The organism is Slackia isoflavoniconvertens (assembly GCF_003725955.1).
Classification (GTDB): Bacteria; Actinomycetota; Coriobacteriia; order Coriobacteriales; family Eggerthellaceae; genus Slackia; species Slackia isoflavoniconvertens.
On the sequence record NZ_QIBZ01000001.1, the window covers coordinates 172,524 to 196,807 of the forward strand.

Sequence of the window (24,284 nt, forward strand, 5' to 3'; positions counted from 1 at the left end):
GTTCTTTTCGTTGATGCTTGGCGCGAAAGCGTTGCGCCTCGATAAACGACGAAAGCCCGCGTGAGCGGGCTTTCGTTTTGCAATGCCTTAGCGGGCCTATGAGCCGGGTTCTGTCGTTGAAGACGGCCATTTATCTAGGACGTGCGTTACCACACGCCTCAAGCAGGCTACCCGCATGCACGGAGAGGCTCAACCGTATCGCATGCCTATTCGCCCTTGCTTCGGATGGGGTTTACCAAGCCACGCCATTACTGACGTGCTGGTGCGCTCTTACCGCACCTTCTCAGCTTTTCTCTTAACGCCCGAAGGCGCCAGTGGGAGTTTAAGTTTCTTCAGCACTTTCCATCGGGTTTCCCCGCCCGGCCGTTAGCCGGCATCCTGCCTCAAGAAGCCCGGACTTTCCTCGTTGGCGCAAGGCCACCGCGACCGTCCAGCCCGCATAGCGTCGGCTATTGTATCATTGCCTGCGCCGTATGTCGTGCATTCTGCACGGTGTTGCTACAATCTTGAGCAAAAGCCGCGGATCATGAACCGGGTTAGAAGGGAAGATATGCCAGAGAATCGTTTTTCATGTGCGCTTGTCGGTGCCGCGTCCTTTGATGCCGACCATTTTTCTGCCGAACATTTCGATAAGGCGATTGCGGTCGACGGTGGTTTTTCCTCGCTTTGCGCGATTGGCGTAACGCCCGATTTCGCCCTGGGCGATTTTGATTCGTTGGGGCATGTTCCGCAGGGCGTTCCTATTGAGAGGCATCCCGTTATGAAGGATGACAGCGATACCGCGCTTGCGCTCGAGTGGGCGCTCGCGCATGGCATGCGCGAGGTTGCGGTGTATGGCGCACTTGGAGGAAGGCTCGATCACACGCTTGCAACGCTTTCGGCCTTGGTGGGCGCGGCGCGCGCGGGCATGCATGCCGTCGCGGTAGGAGAGGGCAATGTCGTGGTCGCGCTCGCAGGCGGCATGTCGCTTGAGATTGCCGCAAAGGACGCGGGCACGTTCTCGGTCTTTTCTGCGCCCGACGCCTCGTGCGGCCTTACGGAGCGCGGCCCACTGTATGAAGTTGAGAACGCGACGCTTCGAAACGACGTGACGCTTGGCCTTTCCAATGAATTCGTGGGCAAGCCTGTGTCGATTTCTCTTGAGCGGGGCGCTGTCGTGGTCGTTTTGCCGCGAATGCCCTTGAGCGACATTCGCATCGGCTAAACGCGGCGCTGCCGTTTGCGGATTTTTGTGCTCCTTTCGCCGCGTGCGCCGTATAATTCACTTCGACATAACGGGGAGCTCGCCGAAGCGGGCTGAGAGGGGGCTTCTTGGCTCCGACCCACCGAACCTGATATGGGTAATGCCAACGAAGGGAGCATCGCATGACTGCGAACAATTCCACATATCAAACTGCATCTGAAATCACCGAATCCATCAAGGCGTTTGCCGATGATGTGCGCGCGACGACCCCGCTCGTCCACTGCATCACGAATTACGTGACCGTGGAGAGCTGCGCGAACGCCGTGCTCGCCGTGGGCGCAAGCCCTATCATGAGCGACGAGCCTGCCGATGTTGTTGACATCACGTCCATTTGCAACGCGCTCGTGCTGAATATTGGCACGCTCAATATGCAGACCATCGCCGGCATGAAGGCTGCGGGTGCCCGAGCCGCCGAACTCGAGCACGCCATTGTTCTTGACCCGGTAGGCGCGGGAGCTTCGGCGCTGCGCACGAAAACCGCAGGTGAGCTGCTTGACTCGCTGCCCGTCGCCTTGGTGCGCGGCAATATGAGCGAAGTGAAGGCTCTTGCCGGCCAGGCTGCCGCCACGCAAGGCGTCGATGTGAACCCGGCCGACGCCGTGATGAGCGAGGAAGATATCGCCGAGGCGGCTGCTTTCGCTCGCGATTTCGCCGCGAAGGCCAACTGCGCCGTTGCTATCACCGGCCCCATCGACATCGTCGCCGATGCGAATCGTGCATTTGCCGTTCGCAATGGGTCCGCGTTCCAGGGTCGCATCACGGGTTCGGGCTGCATGCTTTCCGCCATCACCGGCGCATATATGGCGCGCGCGAACGGCAACGCCGTTGAAGCCGCCCTTGCCGCGGTGGTGCACATGGGCGCTGCCGGCCAGGCTGCACAGGCGCGCATGAAGGAAGGCGACGGCACGGGAAGCTTCCACACCTATCTCATGGATGCCCTGTCGCTGCTTGAGGGCGACGATTTGGCCAAGGCCGCTTTGGTTGAAGAGGTTCGTTAACCATGACGGCGCTCACGCCGCGCGAGCGTTTTCGCCGTGCTCCCGAGTCGCTTTTGCTGTATGCCGTTTCCGATGATGCGTGGCTGGGCGAGCGTACGCTTGCGTCATGCTGCGCCCAGGCGGTGCGCGGAGGGGCGACGTTTCTGCAACTTCGTGCAAAGCGTGCCACAACTAAGGAGCTCATAAGCGCGTATGCGGAAATTCGCGACGAGCTCGAACGCGAAGGCCTTGCTGGGAAAGTTCCGTTTGTAATCGACGACGACGTAGAGGCGGCTCTTGCCGTAGGTGCCGATGGCGTGCATGTTGGCCAGTCGGATGAGTCGTGCGCGAGCGCGAGGGCACGTTTGGGCGAGGGCGCCATTGTGGGCGTGTCGGCGCAAACGGTGGAGCAAGCTCTTGCCGCGCAGGCTGCAGGCGCCGACTATTTGGGCGTGGGGGCGTTGTTCAAGACAGCAACCAAGCCCGAGGCGGCCGATGTGTCTTTGCGCACGCTGCGGGAAATATGTGCTGCCGTGAGCATTCCCGTGGTTGGCATTGGCGGCTTGAATGCGAGCACGCTTGCGTCGCTCGCCCATACGGGCGTGCATGGCGCTGCGGTCGTGTCGGCGATTTTTGCTGCGGGCGACATCGTATCCGCGACGCGGGACTTAAGACGCATCATGGATGGCGTTGACCTGCTCGTGTAGTTGCTTGCGAGCGGTTCGAACAGCGGGATAATCGATTGAATGGGACGGAAGCCGGCTTGCTGGCTTCCGTTTTCTTGCGGGCGCCTTTTCCGCCTTTATGCCCGGCGAATTGTATTATGGGTGCATGAGATTGCCGAGTTGCGTGTGAGGAGAGCTATGGGCTTTAAGATCCCTTCGGTCGTAAGTATCGCCGGTTCCGATTCCTCGGGTGGGGCGGGCATTCAGGCCGATTTGAAAACCATCGAGGCGTTGGGGCTGTTCGCCCAAACCGCGATCACGGCGCTTACCGCGCAAAATACCATGGGGGTTTCGGGCGTGCTCGATGTTCCGAGCGAATTTGTGGTGCAACAGATTGATGCGGTGTTCGAAGACATTCGCCCTGGCGCCGTGAAAATCGGTATGGTGTCATCGGCGTTGAATGTGGTTGCAATTGCGGAATCGCTGCGCGCGCATGCGGCTGAGAACATCGTGGTCGACCCCGTTATGGTGTCGACGAGTGGAAGCCGCCTTATAAGCGATGGCGCCTCTGAGGCGCTTACAGGGCGCTTGTTTCCGCTTGCGAGCGTGATAACGCCCAACATACCCGAAGCGGAAGTGCTCTGGGGGAGGAGCATAGCGACGAAGCGTGATATGGAGGCTGCGGCGGGCGAGTTGTCGGAGCGTTTCGGCGTTGCGGTTCTTGTGAAAGGCGGACACGGCATAAGCGATGCCGATGATGTGCTAGCTGAGCGCGGGTTTACGTGCTGGCTACCAGGTGAGCGCATCGAAAACGACAATACGCATGGCACGGGATGCACTCTTTCGAGCGCGATTGCGTGTGGGCTCGCGAAGGGTTTCACCGTGTTTGAGGCGTGCGAATATGCGAAGCGCTATATTTCGGGAGCGCTTGCTGCTCAGCTGGATTTGGGCAAAGGCTCGGGTCCGCTCGATCATATGTGGGAATATAGAGGTCGGTAATCGAGAAAACCGCTTACCGACCCAATGTGCCGTTCGCCAGTATGTGGATAACTTTTTTATGGTGTGGAAAAGCGATTTTTCATCAGTCTAACTAATAAATGAACGAAGACCGTTCTTTTGTTGCGATTCAAAGCAGGAGCCAAGACGGGAAAATGCGAGGAAAACGTCAATGAAATCGCGTGAAAAGGCTGTGGAAGAGAAAGGGACCAACGCAATCAAAATGTGGAAAAGTTTTTGTGGAAAACAAGCCGAGAGGGGAGTCAATAAACAAAATCGGTGGCACGAAATGCGGCGCCAGGGCATCGCGCAGCGGCAACAAAAAAGCCCGTTCGTCAGAATGGGCTTTAGAAACCATGGTAGCCTGGAGGGGATTCCTGGCCGCGCTGCGCGCGCCCCGAACCCTCAGGCTAAAGCCTTCGGGCGAATTCCTAAAAACTGCCCACTGGGCAGTTTTCTTGACGGAATTCCACCTCATCGGTTCGAATCCCCGCAACCTGACCAGAAATACAAAACAGGCCAGGCAATCGCCTGACCTGTAACAATCGTGGTAGCCTGGAGGGGATTCGAACCCCCGATCTCCGCCTTGAGAGGGCGGCGTCCTAAACCGCTAGACGACCAGGCCAAAAATGGCTGGGGTGGAAGGAGTCGAACCCTCACATACGGCACCAGAAACCGCTGTCCTGCCATTAGACGACACCCCAGTGATTTGTGCGCTCTTGCGGCGCGAGTTGGTATATTACGGACTTCCTAGCGTTTCGTCAAGAACTTTCGCAACTTTTTTTGAAAAATTTGTTCTTCGGCGTTTTCAATCGCGAAGTTCAGGTGAGAACGCAGCGCCTCGGGGGTGTTTTCGACCTCGCCTTCGACGACTGCGGCAAGCAGAGCATCGAGGGTTCTGCCGATTTCCGAACCATGAAGATTTCCCAAGTCTGCAACCTCTCTGCCCGACAGTGCGAGCTGTTTCGCGCCGAGCGGCTTTCCGCTGCATTCGAGCGCATCGAGCATGGCGAGTTCTTCATCGACCTCTTTTTCGCGCGCGTCTCCCTTTGGGCCGTGTCCACTCGCGTCGGCTCGCTGGAGCAGGAGTGCCCGTCGCGCGCGGGGTACATCGCCGCCTAGGCAGGCGACGAAAAGACGCAGGGCCTCCTCGCTTGGCGGGAAGCTCGTCGTATGCCACGCGATCGCGTCAGCGGCTTGCTGCGTCTGCTGCCGTCCGATTCGAAGCCGTTGCATGATGCGCGTGGCGGTGGTGCTGCTGCGCTGCGCGTGGTCGTGGTTCGATTCGGGCTTGGCGATGTCATGAAGGAGCGCCGCCCAACGGAGCGCCTCGTTTTCCGGCGCGGCGGAGACGCTATGGGCGAGATGTCCGAGTAAGTCGTAAGCGTGTCGTTTCGATTTCAGCTTAAAGCCTCGTGCTACCTTGAGCTCGTTTATAGCTTGCACGACGATGGGAAATTCGTTTTCAATGACACGTCCCGCATAGGGCCCGCATAAAAGCTTGGTCAATTCGCTTCCCGTGCGTTCGCGCGCAACGCTGTCAAGCAGGTGCGCGCACGAGAATGCGGCATCGCGCGTGGCGGGCTCGATCTCGAAGCCGGTTTGCGCTTCGAAGCGCGCCGCGCGGAGTATGCGCAAGGGGTCTTCCTCGAAACGCTTGCGCGCATCGCCCACGGCTCGAATCGTTCGGGCCTCGATGTCGCTCGCGCCGTCGAACGGGTCGAAGATGCCGCGTGTAGGGTGAAAGGCGATGGCGTTCATGGTGAAGTCGCGTCGTGCGAGGTCGAGTTCGATGCTGTCGACGAATTCCACGTAGTCGGGGTGTCGCGAGTCGGAATAGGGCCCTTCGATGCGATAAGTGGTGATCTCGATGGGTTCCCCGCTTACGATGGCGGTAACGGTGCCGTGCTTCACTCCCGTTTCGTGCACGGCGTATCCGGCGCCGCACATGATACGTTTGGTGTGCTCCCAGGGCGCGTTTGTCGCAATGTCGGCGTCATGGGGCATGCGCCCCATGAGCGTGTCGCGTACCCAGCCGCCTACAATCCACGCTTGGTAACCGCTTTTTTCAAGGGCGCGAATTGCCAATGCCGCAGGGGAGTGGGCTATTATGTCGATTCGAGTATCCATGGGGAAAGCATAGTGGAAAAGTGCTGGTTGAAGTCCGTGTTTTGCGATGTAGCACGTATTTTTTGCAAAGCTCGAAAACACTGATTGATACTTTCTTCGATTTTCTTCTTTAAATGGCTTCCCTGGCATTTTCGCTGATATTTCGCTGGAGCTTTTTCTTCTATAGAATCGCTGTCCGTTCCTCGAATCGCGCGACGATTGCCGCGCAAAACAACTCAGGCGTTGCGGATGATTAATGGGGCATTCGCGACTTGACACGAGGAGGAGATGGACTCATGGGGTACCTTGAAAATGCCGCTTGCAATGGGAGGCGTCCGAAGAAGATCGGGCCGCAAAGGATTTATTCAAGGCCTCGTCTCGTTAAGCGATTGGTGGCAGAGCGCGATGTCGCGAGATTCGTGGTCGCCCCTTCGGGTTTCGGCAAAACGAGTCTAGGACTCGAATATGCGGCATCGATGTTCTCGTTTCGCGGCGTTCATTGGCTCGATTGCTCGAGCCCATGCTTTCTGCGCGATTTGGATGCGGGGATAATTGCCAAAACGCTTATTGCGCGACCGGCGCAGTTGGACCTTGTGGTGTTCGACGACGTCCCCTTTTTGGCGGATGCACGTTCGGAGTGTTTCTCGCATGAAATTGATGCGCTTCTTGAGGCAGGTTGCGAAGTGCTCGTTACCACGACGCCTGCGTTCGGCGCTATCGCTGATGCCCAGCGCGATTGCGTTATCGTCGGAGCTCGCGACTTGCTTGTCGACGATTGCGAGCTTTCCTCGAGCCATGTGGCGTCGGTTGAGGGCTTGCGTGAATGCGATCGTGTTCCTGCCTTTTTATGGGGCGGGCAAGATGGCATGCGCGAGTTTTTGCGCGGTATGCGCCTTGGAGAGATGCCTTCGGAAATGCGCGCTCCCGTATTCGTGATGGAAGCCTTGCAAGTGGGCTCCTTCGATGACCTGTCGGCCGTTTCCGGAGGCGTGCGAGCCGATGTGCGCCGCTTCATCAGTGAACATTACCCTTATGTGGGCGTTGATTTAGCCGATGAGACTTTCGAGGCGCACGGGTTTGATGTAGCGCAGATGATGGAGGGTTTGGGGGAGTCGATTGATTCGCTTGGCCGAGTCGCAACCCCCTCTGCGCGCGATGCTCTTTCTGCGAAGGTCGCCTGCATGCTCGCTGCTCGTGGAATGGGGCCGCGCGCATGCGAAATCATGCAGATAGCCTGCGCCCGCAAGCGTCGAATTTCGTGGATTTTGCAGCAGCAGTGGCATCTGTTCGATTCGGGATGCGTGCGTCCTTTGCAGGAGCTCTTCGAAAGCTTGGGATCCCGAAGCACGGGTCTTGACGCCTCGATGGTAGCTGCTGCTTCGGGAAGATTGTTTGTGCTTGGCGAGAAGGAGCGCGCCTCGTCTGTCGCGTGCTGCGCATTGGGTATGCGGGGAATATCGTCAACCGATGCGCTCATGTGCGCGCTCGTCGCGCTTGATGCGGGCGGCGAATCGGCGCGAAGTGCGGCGCTCGAGACGCTCGGGAATATCGCGGCAGGCAAGGTCGAGGTTCTTGCGAACGACGCATTGGCGGGTCGTATCGCCGTCTCGGCGATCGCGCTTCATAAGGGAGACGTTGCGGCGGCGTGCCGGGCGTTGCGCAATGCAGGCGTCGATACCCATGTGCTGCGCACGGCGACGGTGTATTGCGCGACGCTGCTGAGGCGCGTCTCTCGCCGTGCGAACGGGGAGGACCTCGCCATGGTGCTTTCAGCCTCTCGCGCGCTTGTGGATCGCATGGTCGATTCGACCGAAGAGGCAACGGTGTGCGAAGCGATTTTGGTTGCAGCCGTTGTGGAATCCGGCGGGGATGTGCCTCTTTCGTCCGCCCGCCAGCATGCATGCGATGTGCTGGCGGCTGGACTCGCCGAGCAGCGACGCGGTCGAACGCGGCCGAGCCTTGCGCCGGCACAGATGCCTTTGAGCGATTGCGCCATGCAGAGCCCTCGCCCTGCCGTTATTCCCGAGATGCGCGTGAATATATTCGGAGGAATGGAAGTGACCATTGGCGGGGTTGCGGTCGACCCCCATTTGTTCGCGAAACAGCGTACGAAAACACTGTTGGCCGTGCTCGTGTTGTTTCGCGGGAAGGAAATCGCGCGGCCTGAATTGCTTCGCATTATGTGGCCCGATGCGACGCCCGAGCGCGCTACGAACAACTTCTATTCGCTATGGTGCCGACTTCGTCGGGCTCTTGGTGCCGAGCATGACGAAGATTGCCCCTACCTTGTGCGCCATCGCGCAAGCGTCATGGTAGATACGCGTTATGTGAAAAGCGACGTGGACGAATTCGATGCGCTTTGCCGCACGCTTCTGTTCGACGAGCCCAACGCCCGCGCATGGCTTGCCGTATTCGAGAAGATGGAGGAGTCGTTCTCGTGCGATTTGCTTCCGTCTGAAACGGAGAACGCTTTCATTGCCGCCATGCGCTTGAAGTATCGTGCGCGACGAATCGACGCGTACGTCAGTGCGGCGTTGCGGCTGGTAGATGCGGGCGAAGCGGATACGGCGTTGTGGTTTGCCGAGGTCGCGGCGGATGCGTGTCCCGGCCGCGAAGATGCCGCGTTTGCCCTTATGCGCGCGCAGGCGGCGAGTGGTCAGCGCGTCCAGGCTATGGAAACCTATCGGCTGTGCGCGAAGCATCTTGCCGAGGAGCTGGGCATCGACCCGGGCGATCGCATGCGGGAAATGTACTGCGAACTGCTCAATGGGAAAGAGCCGATGCAAAAGTCGGCCGAATGAAACCATCGGGTGACGGTTCTTTGTTTGCTTGATGCCCGTTTGCCTCTGTTCCTGTTCGCTGTGGTAAAGTTGCCGAACGTGTATAGCTACGCGTGTATTCGCGCATATCATTCGAAAATCGATGCCGCCCACTATGCGTTCGTGGGCGAGATGAGGAAGACCATGGGATTTCTTTCGAAGCTCCTCACGTTTGGCGAGGGCAAGCAGCTCAAGCGCTATCAATCGCTCGTTGACAAAATCGGCTCGCTTGAGCCATCCATGCAGGCGCTCACTGATGCCGAGCTCGTGGCTCTTACCGCTGCCTATAAGGAACGCGCGGCGAATGGCGAAAGCCTTGACAGCCTTCTGCCCGAGGCATTCGCCACGGTGCGCGAGGCCGGCCAGCGTGTTATGGGCATGCGTCATTTCGACGTGCAGCTCATTGGCGGCATGGCGCTTCATGAAGGCCAAATTGCCGAAATGAAAACCGGCGAAGGCAAAACGCTCGTTTCTACGCTCGCCGGTTATTTGAATGCGCTTTCCGGCGAAGGCGTGCACATCGTTACCGTGAACGACTACCTCGCTCGCCGAGACAGCGAGTGGATGGGCCGTTTGTATCGCTTCTTGGGTATGGAAGTGGGCTTGGTGCAAAATGGCATGCGCCAGTCCCAACGTATTCTCGCATATAAAGCCGACGTGACGTATGGCACCAATGCCGAATTCGGTTTCGACTACCTGCGCGACAACATGGTAACCCGCGCGAGCGCCCGTGTGCAGCGCGGCCACAACTTCGCCATCGTCGACGAGGTTGACTCCATCCTTATCGACGAGGCGCGCACCCCGCTCATCATTTCCGGCGCGGGCGTGAAGGCCGCCGATACCTACAAGAAGTTCTCCCAGGCGATGTTCGGTCTAGTTCGCGACGAAGACTATGAGCTCGATGAGGCGAAAAAGACCATCTTCGCGACTGAGACTGGCTTGGCGAAAATCGAGGCCCGCTTGGGCATCGACGATATCTACGACGACCCTTCGGGCCAGCTTGCGAACCACTTGCAACAGGCCTTGAAGGCCCACTTCATGTTCCATCGCGATATCGATTATGTCGTAGTGGGCGGCGAGGTGAAAATCGTCGACGAAAACACGGGCCGCATTATGGAAGGCCGTCGCTGGTCGGAAGGCCTGCATCAGGCGATGGAGGCGAAGGAAAACGTTCGCATTCGCGAAGAGAACCAAACCCTCGCGACCATCACATTGCAGAACTACTTCCGTCTCTACGACAAGCTCTCGGGCATGACGGGTACCGCCATGACCGAAGACGCCGAGTTCCGTCAGATCTACAAGCTGCCCGTCGTGGCCATTCCGCCGAACAAGCCCGTCATTCGTAAAGACGAAAACGACCTGGTGTACCGCACTATCGAGGCGAAATATCAAGCCGTGGCCGATGACGTGCAGCAACGCCATGCGGCCGGCCAGCCTTGTTTGGTTGGCACCGTTTCGGTTGAAAGCTCCGAGAAGCTCTCGCGTCTGCTCGACAAGCGCGGCATTCCCCACGAGACCTTGAACGCGAAGAACCACGAGCGCGAGGCGCATATCGTCGCGCAGGCGGGCCGCCTGGGCGCTGTGACCATCGCGACGAACATGGCTGGCCGCGGTACCGACATTTTGCTCGGCGGCAACCCCGAGGTGCTCGCTGACGACGTGCTGCGCCAGCGCGGCTTCGACCCCGAAGCAACCCCCGAGACCGAGGCGCAGGAAGGCGAGAACCAGCTGAAGGTTCCTACGCAGGCCGATCGCGATGCGGCGCTCGCCCAGGCGAAGGAAACGTGCAAGCGCGAGCAGGAACAGGTGCGCCGTGCGGGTGGCTTGGCCGTTATCGGCACCGAACGCCACGAGAGCCGACGCATCGACAACCAGCTGCGTGGCCGCGCCGGCCGCCAGGGCGACCCGGGCCTCACGCAGTTCTACCTCTCGCTCGAAGACGACCTCATGCGTCTGTTCGGCGGCAATCGCATGGATTCCATCAGCCGCATGATGGAAAAAACCGGCGCGACCGACGACATGCCGATTCAAGCGGGCATGGTGACCAAGGCTATCGAAAGCGCTCAGCGCCAGGTCGAGGCCATGCACTTCGCCGCTCGTAAAAACGTGCTCGAATACGACGACGTCATGAATCTACAGCGTAACGCCATCTATAAGGAGCGCAACGCGATTCTCGACGGCAAAGACTTGTCTTCTCGCATCGAGGAAATCGTCGACGACGAAGTCGATGCTGTGATTGACGAGAATTGCCCGGCCAAGCTGCCGAGCGACGACTGGGACATGAAGGCCGTCGACGTGTGGGCGGCGAATATGACGGGCGAAGCTTCCTTCAAGGCCGAGGAAGTCGACCATGAAGACGACCCCGAGGCTCTCGAAGACGCCCTTGAGGAATATCTCATGGGCACGTATCGTTCCAAGGAAGAAACCCTTGGTGCCGACGCGATGCGCCAGCTCGAAAGCCAGGTTATGCTGCGCATCATGGATGTGCGTTGGATGAACCACCTGCAGGCGATGGATTATTTGAAGACGGGCATTGGCCTGCGCGCCTTCGGCCAGCGCGACCCGCTCGTCGAATATAAAGAAGAAGCGCATCGCGCATTCTCGGAGCTCACGTCTTCGATGTACGAAGACTTCCTGCGCACGCTGCTGCGCCTGCGCATCGCTGTTCCCGTGGAGCAGGAAGAGTCGTCGCCCCTCGATGGCAAGGTGAGCTATTCCTCGCCCGAGGCCGCTCTTTCCGAAAATACCATCGCCGGCCGCGGTGTCCGTCCCACACAGGCAACCGCTGGCCAGCCGCCGAAGCCCGCGGCGACGGCGAAGCCGAAGACGTATCGCAAAGATGAAGATTCCGATCCCTATGTGAACGTGAAGCCGAACGATCCTTGCCCGTGCGGAAGCGGGAAGAAGTTCAAGAAGTGCCACGGCTTCAATAGGTGATGCAATATCGCGCCGTCTAGAGGGGCGGCGCGGTGATGGATGTCGTACACCGCTTGACGGCCAATCTCGCAGTGAGGCGCTGATTGCATTCGAATTGCATTTCGCTTTCTGCTGGATTCGGCGTTGGAACGATATCTGCTTTTGCTCGGCCCGATGTATTGTCGGGCCGTTGCTTGTATCAGGGCTTGCGTGCTCGCTTATGCGCGCGCTGCCGAAATGCTGTTTTTGAATTCTGAATGGTTTGAGCTATGGCTGAGAAAGAAAACCTGAATATCGACGATGTTGCCGAGCGTTTGGCTGCGGCGCGTGAATACCTGCATATCGAGGACTCCAAAGCCGAGCTCGTCAATCTCGACCATAAGGCTGCGCAGCCTGGTTTCTGGGATGACGCGGCTGCGGCACAGGAGGTTTCGAAGAAGGCGAGCAATCTGCGCGACACGCTTAATGCGTATGACGTCGCGTGCGGCCTGCTCGACGATGCGCGTGCTGCCGATGAACTCGCCAGTGAAGACGAAGGCTTCGCCGCCGAGGTTCAAATGTGCCTCTCGCGCCTCGATTCCATGCTCGATCAATTCGAAATCGATTCCTGGTTCGCCGACGACCTCGATTCCTCTGACGCCATCGTGTCGGTAAACCCTGGCCAAGGCGGGCTCGAAGCGCAGGACTGGACCGACATGCTCTATCGCATGTACTCGCGATACGTCGAGAAAAAGGGATGGAAACTCAAAGTGCTCGATGTGGTGCCGGGCGAGGGCATTGGCCTTGATCGCGCGGTGTTCCAGGTGGAAGGCAAAAACGCCTATGGCATGCTGCGCAGTGAGCATGGGGTGCACCGACTCGTGCGCATTTCGCCGACCGACATCAAGGGCCGCCGCCAAACGACGTTCGCCAGTGTGGAGGTCATGCCCGTGATGTCCGACGACATCGAGGTGAATTTGAACCCGAACGACGTGCGCGTCGACGTATACCGCTCGAGCGGTCCAGGCGGCCAGTGCGTGAACACCACCGATTCGGCCGTGCGACTCACGCATATTCCCACGGGTATCGTCGTTACTTGCCAAAACGAGAAAAGCCAGCTTATGAACAAGGAATCTGCGTTCAAGGTGCTGCGCGGCAGGTTGTATGAGCTTGAGCGCCAAAAGCGTGATGCCGAACTCGATGCCATTCGTGGCGAAAAACAGGAAAACGGCTTCGGTAGCCAGATTCGCAACTACGTGCTCTATCCGTATCAGCTTGTGAAAGATTTGCGCAGCGGCGTCGAAACGAGCAACGTCGATGCTGTGCTTGACGGCGATATCGATGAATTCGTTGTGGGCTATCATCGTTGGCGCGTATCCCAATAGCCCGAAACGCGAATTTGCGATACGATGCAATCAATTGCGTGATGAGGCGTCCCGCGCATGCGGGGCGCTTTTTTCTTGAACGACAGAAAGGGGCGTCGTGAATCTCGAAGAGCTGAAGAGCATGGCCGGCGATATCCGCGTCGATATCGTGAAAATGGTGGCCGAAGCGGGAAGCGGGCATCCGGGTGGCTCGCTTTCGGCGGCAGACATTATGTGTGCGTTGTATTTCGGGGGCGTGCTCAAGCACGATGCGGAAAATCCGAAGGCCGAAGACCGTGACCGTTTCCTTCTTTCGAAGGGCCATGCGGCACCGGCGCTTTACGCCACGCTTGCCGAGGCTGGCTACTTCCCGAAAGAAGAGCTCGCCACGCTGCGCAAGCTGCACAGCCGCCTTCAGGGTCATCCCGATTGCAGGAAGCTTCCGGGCGTTGAGGCATCTACGGGCTCGCTCGGCCAGGGCCTCTCTATCGCTGCCGGCATGGCGCTCGGCCTGAAGCTCAACGGTTCTGAGTCTTCGGTGTTCACCCTTATGGGCGACGGCGAATGCCAAGAGGGCCAGGTGTGGGAAGCTGCGATGTTCGCGGCTCACAAGGGCCTCGATAACTTGGTGGCCATCGTCGATCACAACCACCTGCAAATCGACGGCCGCATCGAAACCGTATGCTCGCCGGAAGACTTGGGCGACAAGTTCCGCTCGTTCGGCTGGCAGGTGTTCCAGTGCGACGGCAACGACATGGAAGCCATTCTCGCCACGCTTGAAAGCGCCAAGGAATCTCGCAGCGGCAAGCCGTGCGTAATCGTCGCCGAAACCACCAAGGGCAAGGGCGTTTCCTTTATGGAAGACCAGGCTGGCTGGCATGGCAAGGCGCCGAACGCCGAGCAAACCGAGCAGGCCCTCGCCGAACTCACCGCGAACAAGGAGGCTAAATAATGGCTGCAGAGAAAAAAGCAACCCGCGCCGCCTACGGTGAGACGCTGGTCGAATTGGTGGAACAGGGTATCGACGTCGTAGCCGTCGAGGCCGACCTTTCTGGTTCCACCACCACCAAAAAGCTGGGCGCTGCGCATCCCGAGCGCCTAGTGAACGTTGGCATCGCCGAACAAGATATGGTTGGCGTGGCCGCTGGTCTCTCGCTCACGGGCCACACCGCATTCACTGGCTCGTTCGCCGTGTTCGGCACCGGCCGTGTGTATGATCAAATTCGCAACACCGTGTGCTATGCGAATCTGAACGTGAAAATCGCCCCTACGCATGCCGGCATTTCCGTAGGCCCCGACGGCGGCAGCCATCAGATGGTCGAAGATATCGCCCTTATGCGCGTGCTGCCGAACATGCGCGTTCTCGTTCCCGCCGACTACTACGCTGCGAAGGCCGCCATTAAGCTGGCCGCCGAAACGCCGGGCCCCGTGTATGTGCGCATGGGCCGCGCATCGGTGCCGTGCGTCTATGAGCCGGGCAAAGAGCTCGAGATGGGTCGCGCATACGTGCTTCGCGAGGGCAGCGATGTTTCCATCGTCGCCTGCGGCGTCGAAATCGATGAGGCCCTGAAGGCCGCCGAGTTGCTGGCCGCTGAAGGCATTTCCGCAGAGGTTATCGACGCATTCTGCGTGAAGCCGCTCGACGAAGACACCATTTTGGCGTCGGTCGAGAAGACGGGCTGCATCGTGACCGCTGAAGAGCACTCCGTTATCGGCGGCCTTGGTGGCGCCGTGGCGGAATGCCTGGCCGCAAAGCATCCCGCTCCGCTCGAGCGCGTGGGCATGCAGGATTGCTTCGGCACGTCGGCAAGCTACGAGGAACTGCTCGTGGAATTCCACATGGATGCCGCCGCTATCGCCGAGGCGGCCAAAAAGGTTATCTCTCGCAAATAGCGCGTTAGAGCGTCGCTTGTTCAAGGCCGGGTTTATGCCCGGCCTTTTCTTTTAAAAATGGAACGCAGCCAGGCGAGCGCATAGTGAGCGCAGCGAACGGTAGCGAGCCGTGGTCCCGAGGAACCCCTCGGGGCGGCCGGCGAGTTTCTTGGGTGCGGCGCTCCGCTGTGCTTTTCAGGCTCTATTCAGTGCAGTGTTTGTTTCGTAGCGAAGCGAGCAGGGATTTGCGTATCTTGGTAGAATAAGCGGATTGAGTCCAGTAACCATTATTTGAACGGAGCACTCTGTGACGAACACCAATGACGCGCGACGTCGCGATCCCCTCGAAGCGGGGGCTACGTCGCGGGTGACGCCGCCTGTGGGCCGCCATGCCGCCCATGCAGGCTCCAACGTCGCTCAATCCGCGGGCGCCACTTCGGCAAACCGCGCTGTGAGCCCCCAGGCAACTGGCGCGCTCCCCGCAATGAACAAACTTGCACCCGGCCACGCTGGCCGCGGTCACCATGCTCCCGCCCAGCCGGCCATTCGTTCCGACTTGTCGGCGGCGCTTCCTTCTCTTTCGCTTGAAGACGCGCAGCAGTCCCAGCCCATGGGTGCGCCTGTCATCACCTTCGATCATGTGACGAAGGTCTACCAGGCGCAGCCGAACAAGCCTTCGCTGCACGATATCTCCCTGCAAATCTATGCGGGCGAGTTCGTCTTCCTCGTTGGCCATTCGGGTTCGGGTAAGTCTACCTTCATCAAGCTCATTACCCGCGAGCTCAAGCCGTCGAGCGGCCATATTTATGTTGCCGATGAAGATCTTACGACCATGCGCGACTGGCGCGTGCCCTATCTTCGCCGCAACATTGGCTGCGTTTTCCAAGACTTCAAATTGCTGCCGAACAAAACCGTTTTCGAGAACGTTTCGTTCGCGCTCGAGGTTATCGGCAAGAGCCGCCACGTGATTAAGACTCAGGTTCCCGAGGTTTTGCGCCTGGTTGGCCTGCAAGACAAGCTTAACAAGCGTCCCGATCAGCTTTCTGGTGGCGAGCAGCAGCGTGTTTCCATTGCGCGCGCCATCGTGAATCGTCCGCCGCTTCTGGTGTGCGACGAGCCCACGGGCAACCTCGACCCGCAAACTTCGCGCGGCATTATGGATCTGCTCGAGCGCATTAATCGCACCGGTACCACGGTGCTCGTGGCAACGCACGACCGCGAAATGGTCGACAACATGCGTCGTCGCGTTATTGCTCTCGACAACGGCCAGTTGACCCGCGACCAAGATAGGGGTGTGTACGGTTTCGATGTCTAGTCTTTTCTACTTCTTCAAAGAATCGCTCACGGGCTTTACGCGAAACCTTTCCACGACGCTCGGTTCGATTATCACGATTTTCCTATCCCTGCTCATCATCGGCATTTTCCTTGTTGGCGGCCTTATCGTCGACAACACGGTGAAGTCGGTGGAAGACAAGGTTTCTATCACGGCGTATGTGTCCGACGATGCCGAGCAATCCGACATCGATACGGTCATGAAGGCCATCGAGAAGATGGACGGCGTGCAAAGCGTCGGCTTCACCACGAAAGACGAAGCCCTGCAGAACTTCAGCAACTCTATGAGCTCCAGCGAAATCGTTGACCAGCTCGATGGCATGAATCCTCTGCCGGCTTCCATCGACGTCGAGCTCGCCGACCCGCAGATGGTTGAGGGCATCGCCTCTCAAATCGAGGGTAACTCCACGTTCGCGAAAATCGCCGACGAGGAAAACCCCGCCGACAGCATCAAGTATGGCCAGAGCAGCGTGAAACGCCTGTTCGAGCTCACGAACTACATTCGCTACATCGGCGTCGCGCTCGTTGCCCTGCTCATCTTCATTGCGCTGGTGTTCATCAACAACACCATCCGCTTGGCCATTTTGGCACGCCGCAAGGAAATCGCCATCATGCGTCTCGTGGGTGCGAGCAACGGCTTCATTCGTGGGCCTTTCCTTATGGAAGGCGCAATGCATGCCGTTATCGGTTCGGCCCTTGCCATTCTGTCCATTGAAATGCTGCGCCGCTTCGCGCTGCCGCAGGTTTCGAACACTTTGGCATGGCTGCCCATCGATTTGTCCATGACGTCGTATCTCATGATCTACGCCGCGCTTATTGTCGCCGGCTTGGTCATTGCTGGTATTGGTTCGCTGTTCGCTATGCGACGCTACTTGAAGGTGTAAATAGCCCCCATGTCTATGTCTGTGCGACACCGCAAAGGCCATATCGACGTAACGACCCGCAACGCGCGCATCATAAAGCAACTCGCTTTATGCATGTGCGCGGTTGCGCTTTTTTGCGCCGGTTTCGTCGTGCGCGGAAACCACGACCTTATGAGTCGTTTGGGAATTGAAGAGCCGGAAACGAAAGCCGCCGTCCAGGCGGCTTCGGCCGATTCTGGCGAAGTTGCCTCGCGTCTGAACGAGGTTGAAGGCATTTTGGCGAAATCGAGTCTCGATTCCTACGATACCGATGCCTGCACGTCTGCGGTTTTGGATTCGTTCCTGCAATCCACGAACGACACCTTCACGCGCTACTATTCCGCTGATCGCTATTCGACCTATGTCGACGTAACGGCGTCGGAGGATTATCCAGGCGTGGGCGTGTTCTTCTCGGAATACAACGGCCAAGCCTATGCGCTCGATGTGTTTGAGGGCTCTTCGGCGAGCGACGCGGGCGTTTTGCCGGGCGATTTCGTGGTGGCCATCGATGGCGATCGTTCGCAAGAATGGACGTCGACTGAAGTTATCAATGCCGTGCAGCGCGAGGCTGGCTCGACCGTCGTCATCACGTGGCGTCGGCCTACGTCCCTCGATGCTTCGGGCGGCGATGAATTCACCACGACGCTCGTGTGCACCGATTACACTGAGCCGAATGTGACTGCCCAGCTGCAGAACAACGTCGGCTATATCAAACTGCGCCAGTTCACGCAGAACGCCGATTCGCTCGTGCGCCAGGCGATAGAAGAGCTCTCTTCGCAAGGGGCTCAGTCGTTCGTGCTCGATTTGCGCGATAATCCTGGTGGCTATTTGAACAAGGCGGTCGACGTGGCTTCGCTGTTCGTGAAGAGCGGCGTCGTGGTCGAAATCGACACGGTCGACGCCCAAACTACCAAGCAAGTTTCGGGCAATGTGGCAACCGATGCGCCGGTCGTCGTTCTCGTGAACGGCAACACCGCAGGTTCCGCCGAGGTTCTCGCGGCTGCGTTGCGCGATTCGAACCGTGCGACGTTGGTGGGCGTCAATACCATGGGCCGCGGTTCTGTGCAGGTTACTAAGCCGCTTTCGTTCGGCGGCGCGTTGCGCTATACCGCCGCGCGTTACAAGAGTCCTTCGGGGTATACGATCGATGGCGTGGGCGTGTCGCCTGACGTGGTGATTTCCTTGCGCGAGGGATCGTCGGTCGATAATCAGAAGGAAATCGCCATCGAGACGGCTGGCTCGCTCGTTGTCGACTAGGACAGGCGCTGTATTTACATATGATTGCCTCCAAGCCGAGGTTGCGACGTTGTTCGTGACCTCGGCTTGTTGTTTCGTTGTGTAGGTTTGCCTTTGGCGGGACTCATGCCTCCTCGGCGCTTCATGGGTTTTTGCGGTTACGGTTCGCTTTCGACTCTTCCCTCTTGCTGAGTTCTATGCGAAAGTAATCTCGTTTTTGCTTATGCCTCGACAAACTGCGAACTTCGGTGGGCTTCGCAGCTGCTTCTTTTACTCATATTCCATTTGACCTATGAAGGGATGCTATGTCTCGTTCACGTACAAGAAAAAGCTCTGCCCGCCGCACCCCGCGCATTTTGCCGCAAGGCGTTCTGAAGATGTCGGGCGCTGGGTACGGTTTTGTGCAGACTTCTGAAGGGGAGTTTTTTATTCCCGCCTCTAAAACGGCCGACGCTTTCGATGGCGATGTGGTGGAGGTTGCTCGCATTCACGATGGCGAACGCGAGGGCGGCTTTGAAGACAGGCTTCGAGGGCGCGTGGTTCGCGTGGTTGGCCGTGCTCACGAAACGGTTGTCGGGCGATATGAAATCGCCGAACCCTTTGGGGTCGTTGTTCCTGAAGACCCCCGCATCAAGCATGACATCTTCACCTTGCGCAGCGATGCTCCTCATGTGAAAGATGGCGACATCGTGCGCGTGCGCATGACCTCGTTCCCGTCGCGGCGAGAGCCCGCGCAGGGCGTGGTCGAGGAAGTGCTTGGGCATGAAGGCCAGCCTGGGGCCGATGTCGAGCTCATTATTGCTCGCCATAAGCTGGCAACATCGTTTTCGGCAACATCGCTTGCCGAAGTTGAAGGCGCTGCCGTCGATGCCGACGCCGCTTTCAACAGCGGACGCTATGTCGATTTGAGAAGCGAGCTCGCGTTTACGGTCGACCCCGATGATGCAAAAGATTTCGACGATGCCGTAAGCGCGGCGTGCGTTTGGCTTGATGGCCCCGCAATGCTTCGCAGTGCCCATAGGGCGCTTGCCGCCAAGAAGGAGGGCAGCTCCGAGCCGGGCATTGCCTGCGCGGCAGACGATGCTTCTTCGGCTGCAGGCGCGCGGTTCTTCATTCTGGGCGTTCATATTGCCGATGTATCGCACTACGTTCCTTGGAATTCTCAGGTCGACTTCGAGGCTCGCGAACGCGCGACGAGCGTGTATTTGGTCGATCGCGTGCTGCCCATGCTTCCCGAGGCGCTTTCGAACGATGTGTGCTCGCTGCGGCCACATGAAGAACGCCGCGCGATGAGCGTCGAGATGCTCATCGATGAAAAGGGCTTTGTTCGGGATGCGCGCATAACCCCGTCGGTCATCAAGTCGAAAGCGCGGCTTACGTATGGTGCCGTGCAAGTTTCCATTGACGCTTTGCAGGCTGGCGATTTTCAGGCGGCGGTTGCGGCCCTGCGGCCTATGGCTGGCGCGTTTGCCGAAGACATCGCGCAATCGATTGGCGTTCTGCATGAAATCGCTCAGGCACTCCATGCCAATCGCGTGCGTCGTGGAGGCATGGATTTTGAGAGTGAAGAGGCCAAGGTCCGCCTGAACGATGAAGGCGTGCCCGTCAGCGTGTCTATTCGTCGCAAAACCGATGCGACGGCGCTTGTCGAAGAGGCCATGATCGCCGCCAATGAGGCGGTTGCTCGATATTTGCGCGATGCGGGAATTCCGTCGATTTTTCGCGTGCATGAGCCGCCTTCGTCGGGCGATTTGGCAGAACTCGTGCCAATTCTTCAGGAATTTGGCTACGACAGGCATGTATCGCTTGCGAATTTCAAGGCGGGCGATCCGTTCGCCATCCAGCAGGTGCTCTCGTTCGCGCGTGGGCGCAGCGAGGAATTCCTCGTGTCGTCGCTTGTGGTGCGCGCAATGAAGCGCGCGGTGTACGTTGATTCGTGCGAGGGGCACTTCGGGCTCGCGAGCACGGCATACACGCATTTCACGAGCCCCATTCGCCGCTATCCCGACCTTATGGTGCATCGCATGCTGAAAGTGGCGCTTTTCGGCCGCACGGGTGAGACCTCGGCTTTGGAATCGGCCCTGGCGCGCATTGCCGACCATGCATCGACCGCGGAACGCACCGCCGAAGAAGCCGCGCGCGAATCTCAGGAGCTCAAGCTGTTCGAGCTGCTCGAGCAGCGCATTGGCGATGAGGTCGATGGCATGATTTCGGGCGTTATGGCCCAGGGCTTCTTCGTGCGCCTGGCCGATACGTGCGAAGGCTTCGTTTCGCTGCGTGATACGGGGGAATACTTTGTGCTCGATGCGGCGCGACGCGTGCTGTTCGGCTCCGATTCGGGCGTGGTCTATCGCTTGGGCACGAAGGTGCGCGTGCGCATTTCGTCGGTGTACCCCTATGCTCGCCGCGCCGACTTCGACCTTGTGCGCCGCATCGGCCCCAGGCTCGTCGCCCGAAAGTAATGCGCTGTTTCTGGCGCGCCTTTTCTCTTCGCGGCGTCGCGGTATACTCAAGGTTCGCAATACCGTAGGGAAGGGGCCATCGTGCTTTCTGAGGAATCGCTTTCTCATATGTGCGCGCCGCGCGTTTTGCATCGCGGGCGCTCGATTGCTGCAGGCGGGCGCTCGGTATACGATCGCCGCGTGCGCTACGATGGCGAGTCGACCATCATCAACGCGGTCGTGGCTTCCCAAACGAGCTCAACCGAAGGCTACCGCGTTATGGTCGAGCTCAACGAGGGCGCCGATTTCGTCGAAGATTACTCCTGTACGTGTCCGGCGGCGTTTCAGTACGACGGCATGTGCAAGCATGCCGTGGCGCTCGCGCTCGATTACGCAGCTCGTTCCGATAGCTATGCGGGCTTTCGCCGCGATCGTTCTGCCGTATCTTCCGACTGCATCGCTGCGTTCATGGAGCGAGCCGAACGCCTCGAGCGTGACGACACGCCCGATGGAAGCGTCGATGTGCTGTGCGATTTCACCGTGGAATACGGCGAATGGTCCATGGGGTTGCGCGTGGCGACCGACGATGCGACGTACATCGTAAAGAACATCTCCGATTTTTGCCGCCGCCTCGATGAGGGCACGTTTTTCGAGTATGGAAAGAAGCTCGCATTCACCCACGTGCCTTCGCGTTTCACGGAGCGCGGTCGCGCGATAGTCCAGCTTGTCGCGGGCATTGTCGATGCCCAGCGCCGTACGGCACCGCTTTCCTCGTGGCGATACGCTGCTCCGAGCATTGGCCGTACCATGTCCCTTTCCGAAAGCGATATGGTCGATGTGCTTTCAGCCCTGGCGGGCGAGACGTTTTCCATCAAAGGCGCCGATGGCATTGCACCGAGCGTGGCGCGCGTGCGTGTGATCGATGCCGACCCTGAAATCGCGCTTGCGGTTCGGCCCTCGTCGCGGGGCGGCTTTACCGTTGAGCGCGGCAGCCGCATTTGGCTTGCGGGCCGTGGTTCGAAGCTTTTCGTGTGGCTTGGCGGCAGTGAATTCTATCGATGTTCGAACGACTTCATGAAGTGCGCCGATTTTCTACGCGGCGTTTATGGAAGCGAGGAAAACCGCCCCTTTGTAGCCGAGCGCGACATGCCGCTTTTTTGCGCGACGGCGTTGCCTGCGATTGAGAAGCGTTTGCGCGTCGACCTTCCTTCCGATATCGATAAATACCGCCCTGTCACGTGCTCGCTCGAGTTCTTTTTCGACAAAGACAAAACGAGCGTGACTATGCGCGCCCAGGCTGTGTATGGCGCGATTCGTTACGATTTGGTGGGCGAACTCACCGATCGCCCCGAGCCTGTGGGTGTGCCTCTTCCCGTGCGCGATGTGAAGCGCGAAGCGAAGGCTCGCTCTCTTGCCGCGCGTTATTTTGGTGCAGGCACATCGCTCGCGCTTTCCGATGGAGATGCGGTGGGCGCGCTGCTTTTCGGCGGCCTTGTGGAATTCCGCGAGGCGGGTACGGTGTTCACCACGCCCGCGTTCGATCGTCTTATTCGCGACGTGAAGCCGCGCGTTACTATGGGCGTATCGCTTTCGGGCAACTTGATTAACCTTGTGGTCGATGCGGGCGATTTGCCGGCGTCGGAGCTTTCAGCGCTGCTTTCGAGCTATCGACGCCGCAAGCGCTACCACCGCTTGCGTTCGGGCGCGTTCATCGATTTGAAGGAAGCCGATCTTTCTCAACTCGATCGCCTTGCGGGCGATTTGGGCCTTACGGCGCGCGAGCTTGCGAGCGGGCAGGCGCTTTTGCCGGCATATCGCGCATTCTATTTGAACGAAGAAGCGAACCTTGAGCGTGATCGAAGCTTTCAGGAATATATAGACCACTTCAAGGCCGTGAACGAGGCCGATTATGCTGTGCCGCCAACGCTTGCAGGGGTGCTCAGGCCGTATCAGGAGTCGGGCTTCCGTTGGCTTTCGGCGCGCTGCGATGCCGATTTTGGGGGCGTTTTGGCCGATGAGATGGGCTTAGGCAAGTCGCTGCAGCTCATTTCCCTTCTTTTGGCCCGCCATGCCAAGCGGCAGCCGTATCCGAGCCTTATCGTGTGCCCGGCGTCGCTTGTGTACAACTGGACGGCCGAGTTCGAGCGATTCGCGCCCGAGCTTTCCGTGGTCGCCGTGGCGGGCGGCGCGCAAGAGCGCCGAGCTGCGCGCCTCGAGGCATTCGGCGGCCATCGACGCGTTGACGTGCTGGTCACCTCATATGACCTGCTTCGTATCGATATCGACGATTGGTCGAGCCACCGCCTGTTCATATGCGCGCTCGACGAGGCGCAATATATCAAAAACCCCGCTGCGCTCACGACGCGCGCGGTGAAAAGCCTTGAAGCCGACCACAAGTTCGCGCTCACGGGCACGCCTATGGAAAACCGTCTTTCGGAGCTGTGGAGCATTTTCGACTTTCTCATGCCCGGGTTGCTGGGACCTTATGCGCGCTTTCGCGAGCGCTTCGAGTCTCCCATCGTGGGCGGCGACGACGCGGTGGCTCGCCGGCTGCAGGCCATCGTCGCCCCCTTCATGCTGCGTCGCTTGAAGGCCGACGTGCTCACCGATTTGCCCGATAAGCTCGAATCGGTGGTGTATGCGAACATGGATGTCGAGCAGAGGAAGCTCTACGACGCGCACGAGCAGCGCCTTCGCGAAGAGCTTACCGCGCAGCGCATGTTCCGCAAAGAACGCGAAGCGGCCCGCGCCGCGGGAAAGCCTGTGTCAACCGTCGAGGTGCTCGCCGAAATCACGCGCTTGCGCCAGTTGTGCTGCGACCCGCGTTTGGTGTATGAAGATTACCGCGGGCCTTCCGCCAAGCTCGACGCGATTGTCGATTTGGTTTCGTCCGCCGTGGAGGGCGGGGAAAAGACGCTCGTGTTCTCACAATTCACGAGTTTCCTTGAGCTGATTGCCGAACGGCTGCGCAAGGCTGGCATCGCACATTATTCCATCACGGGCGCTACGCCGAAGAAAGAGCGCGTGCGGCTCGTCGATGCGTTCAATGAAGACGACACCCCTGCGTTTCTCGTTTCTCTGAAGGCGGGCGGCACGGGTTTGAACCTTACGGGCGCGTCGGTCGTGATTCATGCCGACCCGTGGTGGAACGCCGCGGCGCAAAGCCAGGCGACCGACCGCGCGCACCGCATTGGGCAAACGCGCGTGGTGAGCGTCGAGAAGGTTGTGGCGAAAAACACGATCGAGGAGCGCATCGTGCGTCTGCAGCAAACGAAAAGCGAACTCGCCGACCAAGTTGTGGGCGCGGGCGGAATTTCGCTCGCATCGCTCGATGCCGACGATTTGTACGAGTTGTTGCAGGGGTAGGGGCGGTTTCCTTAATCTGCATGACACTCCATGAGCGCATCGAACGGTATAATGGCGCGAGCTGCCG

At 59.1% G+C, this 24,284-nt stretch carries 16 protein-coding genes, 2 tRNA genes, 1 other RNA gene and 1 riboswitch; of the genes, 15 read left to right on the top strand and 4 right to left on the bottom strand.

The genetic code is table 11. The features are described 5' to 3' along the window. Positions 1 to 83: 83 nt before the first annotated feature. Positions 84 to 442, bottom strand: an RNA gene (rnpB, locus tag DMP05_RS00805) — RNase P RNA component class A. A 108-nt stretch (positions 443 to 550) separates the two neighbouring features. On the opposite strand from rnpB, the gene DMP05_RS00810 reads away from it, so the two are divergent. The 5 genes from DMP05_RS00810 to DMP05_RS00830 all read left to right on the top strand — a co-directional run bounded on the left by DMP05_RS00810 (position 551) and on the right by DMP05_RS00830 (position 4,416). Further along, positions 551 to 1,204: a thiamine diphosphokinase gene (locus DMP05_RS00810; RefSeq protein ID WP_161957430.1), complete on the top strand. Its 654-nt coding sequence runs from the start codon at positions 551 to 553 to the stop codon at positions 1,202 to 1,204. 61 nt (positions 1,205 to 1,265) lie between these two features. Then, positions 1,266 to 1,375, top strand: a riboswitch (TPP riboswitch). Then, positions 1,366 to 2,241: a hydroxyethylthiazole kinase gene (thiM, locus tag DMP05_RS00815; protein WP_123218727.1), complete on the top strand. Its 876-nt coding sequence runs from the start codon at positions 1,366 to 1,368 to the stop codon at positions 2,239 to 2,241. It overlaps the preceding riboswitch by 10 nt. A gap of 2 nt (positions 2,242 to 2,243) precedes the next feature. Beyond that, the gene (gene thiE, locus DMP05_RS00820) at positions 2,244 to 2,927 is read left to right on the top strand and encodes a thiamine phosphate synthase (protein WP_123218728.1); all 684 of its coding nucleotides are present in this window, start codon (positions 2,244 to 2,246) and stop codon (positions 2,925 to 2,927) included. Between the two features lie 156 nt (positions 2,928 to 3,083). Next, the gene (gene thiD / locus DMP05_RS00825; RefSeq protein ID WP_123218729.1) at positions 3,084 to 3,884 is read left to right on the top strand and encodes a bifunctional hydroxymethylpyrimidine kinase/phosphomethylpyrimidine kinase; all 801 of its coding nucleotides are present in this window, start codon (positions 3,084 to 3,086) and stop codon (positions 3,882 to 3,884) included. 169 nt (positions 3,885 to 4,053) lie between these two features. Continuing rightward, positions 4,054 to 4,416 (top strand): hypothetical protein, encoded by a 363-nt coding sequence (locus tag DMP05_RS00830; RefSeq protein WP_123218730.1) that lies wholly within the window; start codon positions 4,054 to 4,056, stop codon positions 4,414 to 4,416. Positions 4,417 to 4,429: 13 nt separating this feature from the next. On the opposite strand, the gene DMP05_RS00835 is transcribed toward DMP05_RS00830, so the two are convergent. The 3 genes from DMP05_RS00835 to DMP05_RS00845 form a co-directional block, all read right to left on the bottom strand. Next, a tRNA-Glu gene (locus DMP05_RS00835) sits at positions 4,430 to 4,506 on the bottom strand. 5 nt (positions 4,507 to 4,511) lie between these two features. Next, a tRNA-Gln gene (locus DMP05_RS00840) sits at positions 4,512 to 4,585 on the bottom strand. Positions 4,586 to 4,631: 46 nt separating this feature from the next. Beyond that, positions 4,632 to 6,011 (bottom strand): CCA tRNA nucleotidyltransferase, encoded by a 1,380-nt coding sequence (locus DMP05_RS00845; protein ID WP_161957431.1) that lies wholly within the window; start codon positions 6,009 to 6,011, stop codon positions 4,632 to 4,634. Between the two features lie 371 nt (positions 6,012 to 6,382). On the opposite strand from DMP05_RS00845, the gene DMP05_RS00850 reads away from it, so the two are divergent. From DMP05_RS00850 to DMP05_RS00895, 10 genes are all read left to right on the top strand, one after another. Beyond that, complete coding sequence (locus DMP05_RS00850; RefSeq protein ID WP_161957432.1) at positions 6,383 to 8,791, top strand: BTAD domain-containing putative transcriptional regulator; 2,409 nt, start codon at positions 6,383 to 6,385, stop codon at positions 8,789 to 8,791. Positions 8,792 to 8,953: 162 nt separating this feature from the next. Further along, positions 8,954 to 11,746 (top strand): preprotein translocase subunit SecA, encoded by a 2,793-nt coding sequence (gene secA / locus DMP05_RS00855; RefSeq protein WP_123218785.1) that lies wholly within the window; start codon positions 8,954 to 8,956, stop codon positions 11,744 to 11,746. Positions 11,747 to 11,994: 248 nt separating this feature from the next. After that, on the top strand, positions 11,995 to 13,089 hold the full coding sequence (gene prfB, locus DMP05_RS00860; protein ID WP_123218733.1) for a peptide chain release factor 2: 1,095 nt from the start codon (positions 11,995 to 11,997) through the stop codon (positions 13,087 to 13,089). Between the two features lie 97 nt (positions 13,090 to 13,186). Further along, positions 13,187 to 14,020 carry a transketolase gene (locus DMP05_RS00865; RefSeq protein ID WP_123218734.1) on the top strand — a complete coding sequence of 278 codons (834 nt, stop codon included), beginning with the start codon at positions 13,187 to 13,189 and terminating at the stop codon, positions 14,018 to 14,020. Further along, positions 14,020 to 14,961 (top strand): transketolase family protein, encoded by a 942-nt coding sequence (locus DMP05_RS00870; protein ID WP_123218735.1) that lies wholly within the window; start codon positions 14,020 to 14,022, stop codon positions 14,959 to 14,961. Before DMP05_RS00865 ends, DMP05_RS00870 begins: the two co-directional genes overlap by 1 nt. A 286-nt stretch (positions 14,962 to 15,247) precedes the next feature. Then, entirely contained in the window at positions 15,248 to 16,255 is a 1,008-nt protein-coding gene (gene ftsE, locus DMP05_RS00875; RefSeq protein ID WP_425303942.1) for a cell division ATP-binding protein FtsE, read from the top strand. Continuing rightward, positions 16,248 to 17,156 (top strand): permease-like cell division protein FtsX, encoded by a 909-nt coding sequence (ftsX, locus tag DMP05_RS00880; protein ID WP_123218736.1) that lies wholly within the window; start codon positions 16,248 to 16,250, stop codon positions 17,154 to 17,156. Before ftsE ends, ftsX begins: the two co-directional genes overlap by 8 nt. Before the next feature lie 150 nt (positions 17,157 to 17,306). Then, entirely contained in the window at positions 17,307 to 18,431 is a 1,125-nt protein-coding gene (locus DMP05_RS00885) for a S41 family peptidase (protein ID WP_244594984.1), read from the top strand. Between the two features lie 284 nt (positions 18,432 to 18,715). Next, positions 18,716 to 20,872 carry a ribonuclease R family protein gene (locus tag DMP05_RS00890; RefSeq protein WP_123218737.1) on the top strand — a complete coding sequence of 719 codons (2,157 nt, stop codon included), beginning with the start codon at positions 18,716 to 18,718 and terminating at the stop codon, positions 20,870 to 20,872. 81 nt (positions 20,873 to 20,953) lie between these two features. Next, complete coding sequence (locus DMP05_RS00895) at positions 20,954 to 24,217, top strand: DEAD/DEAH box helicase (RefSeq protein WP_123218738.1); 3,264 nt, start codon at positions 20,954 to 20,956, stop codon at positions 24,215 to 24,217. The last annotated feature ends 67 nt before the right edge of the window (positions 24,218 to 24,284 follow it).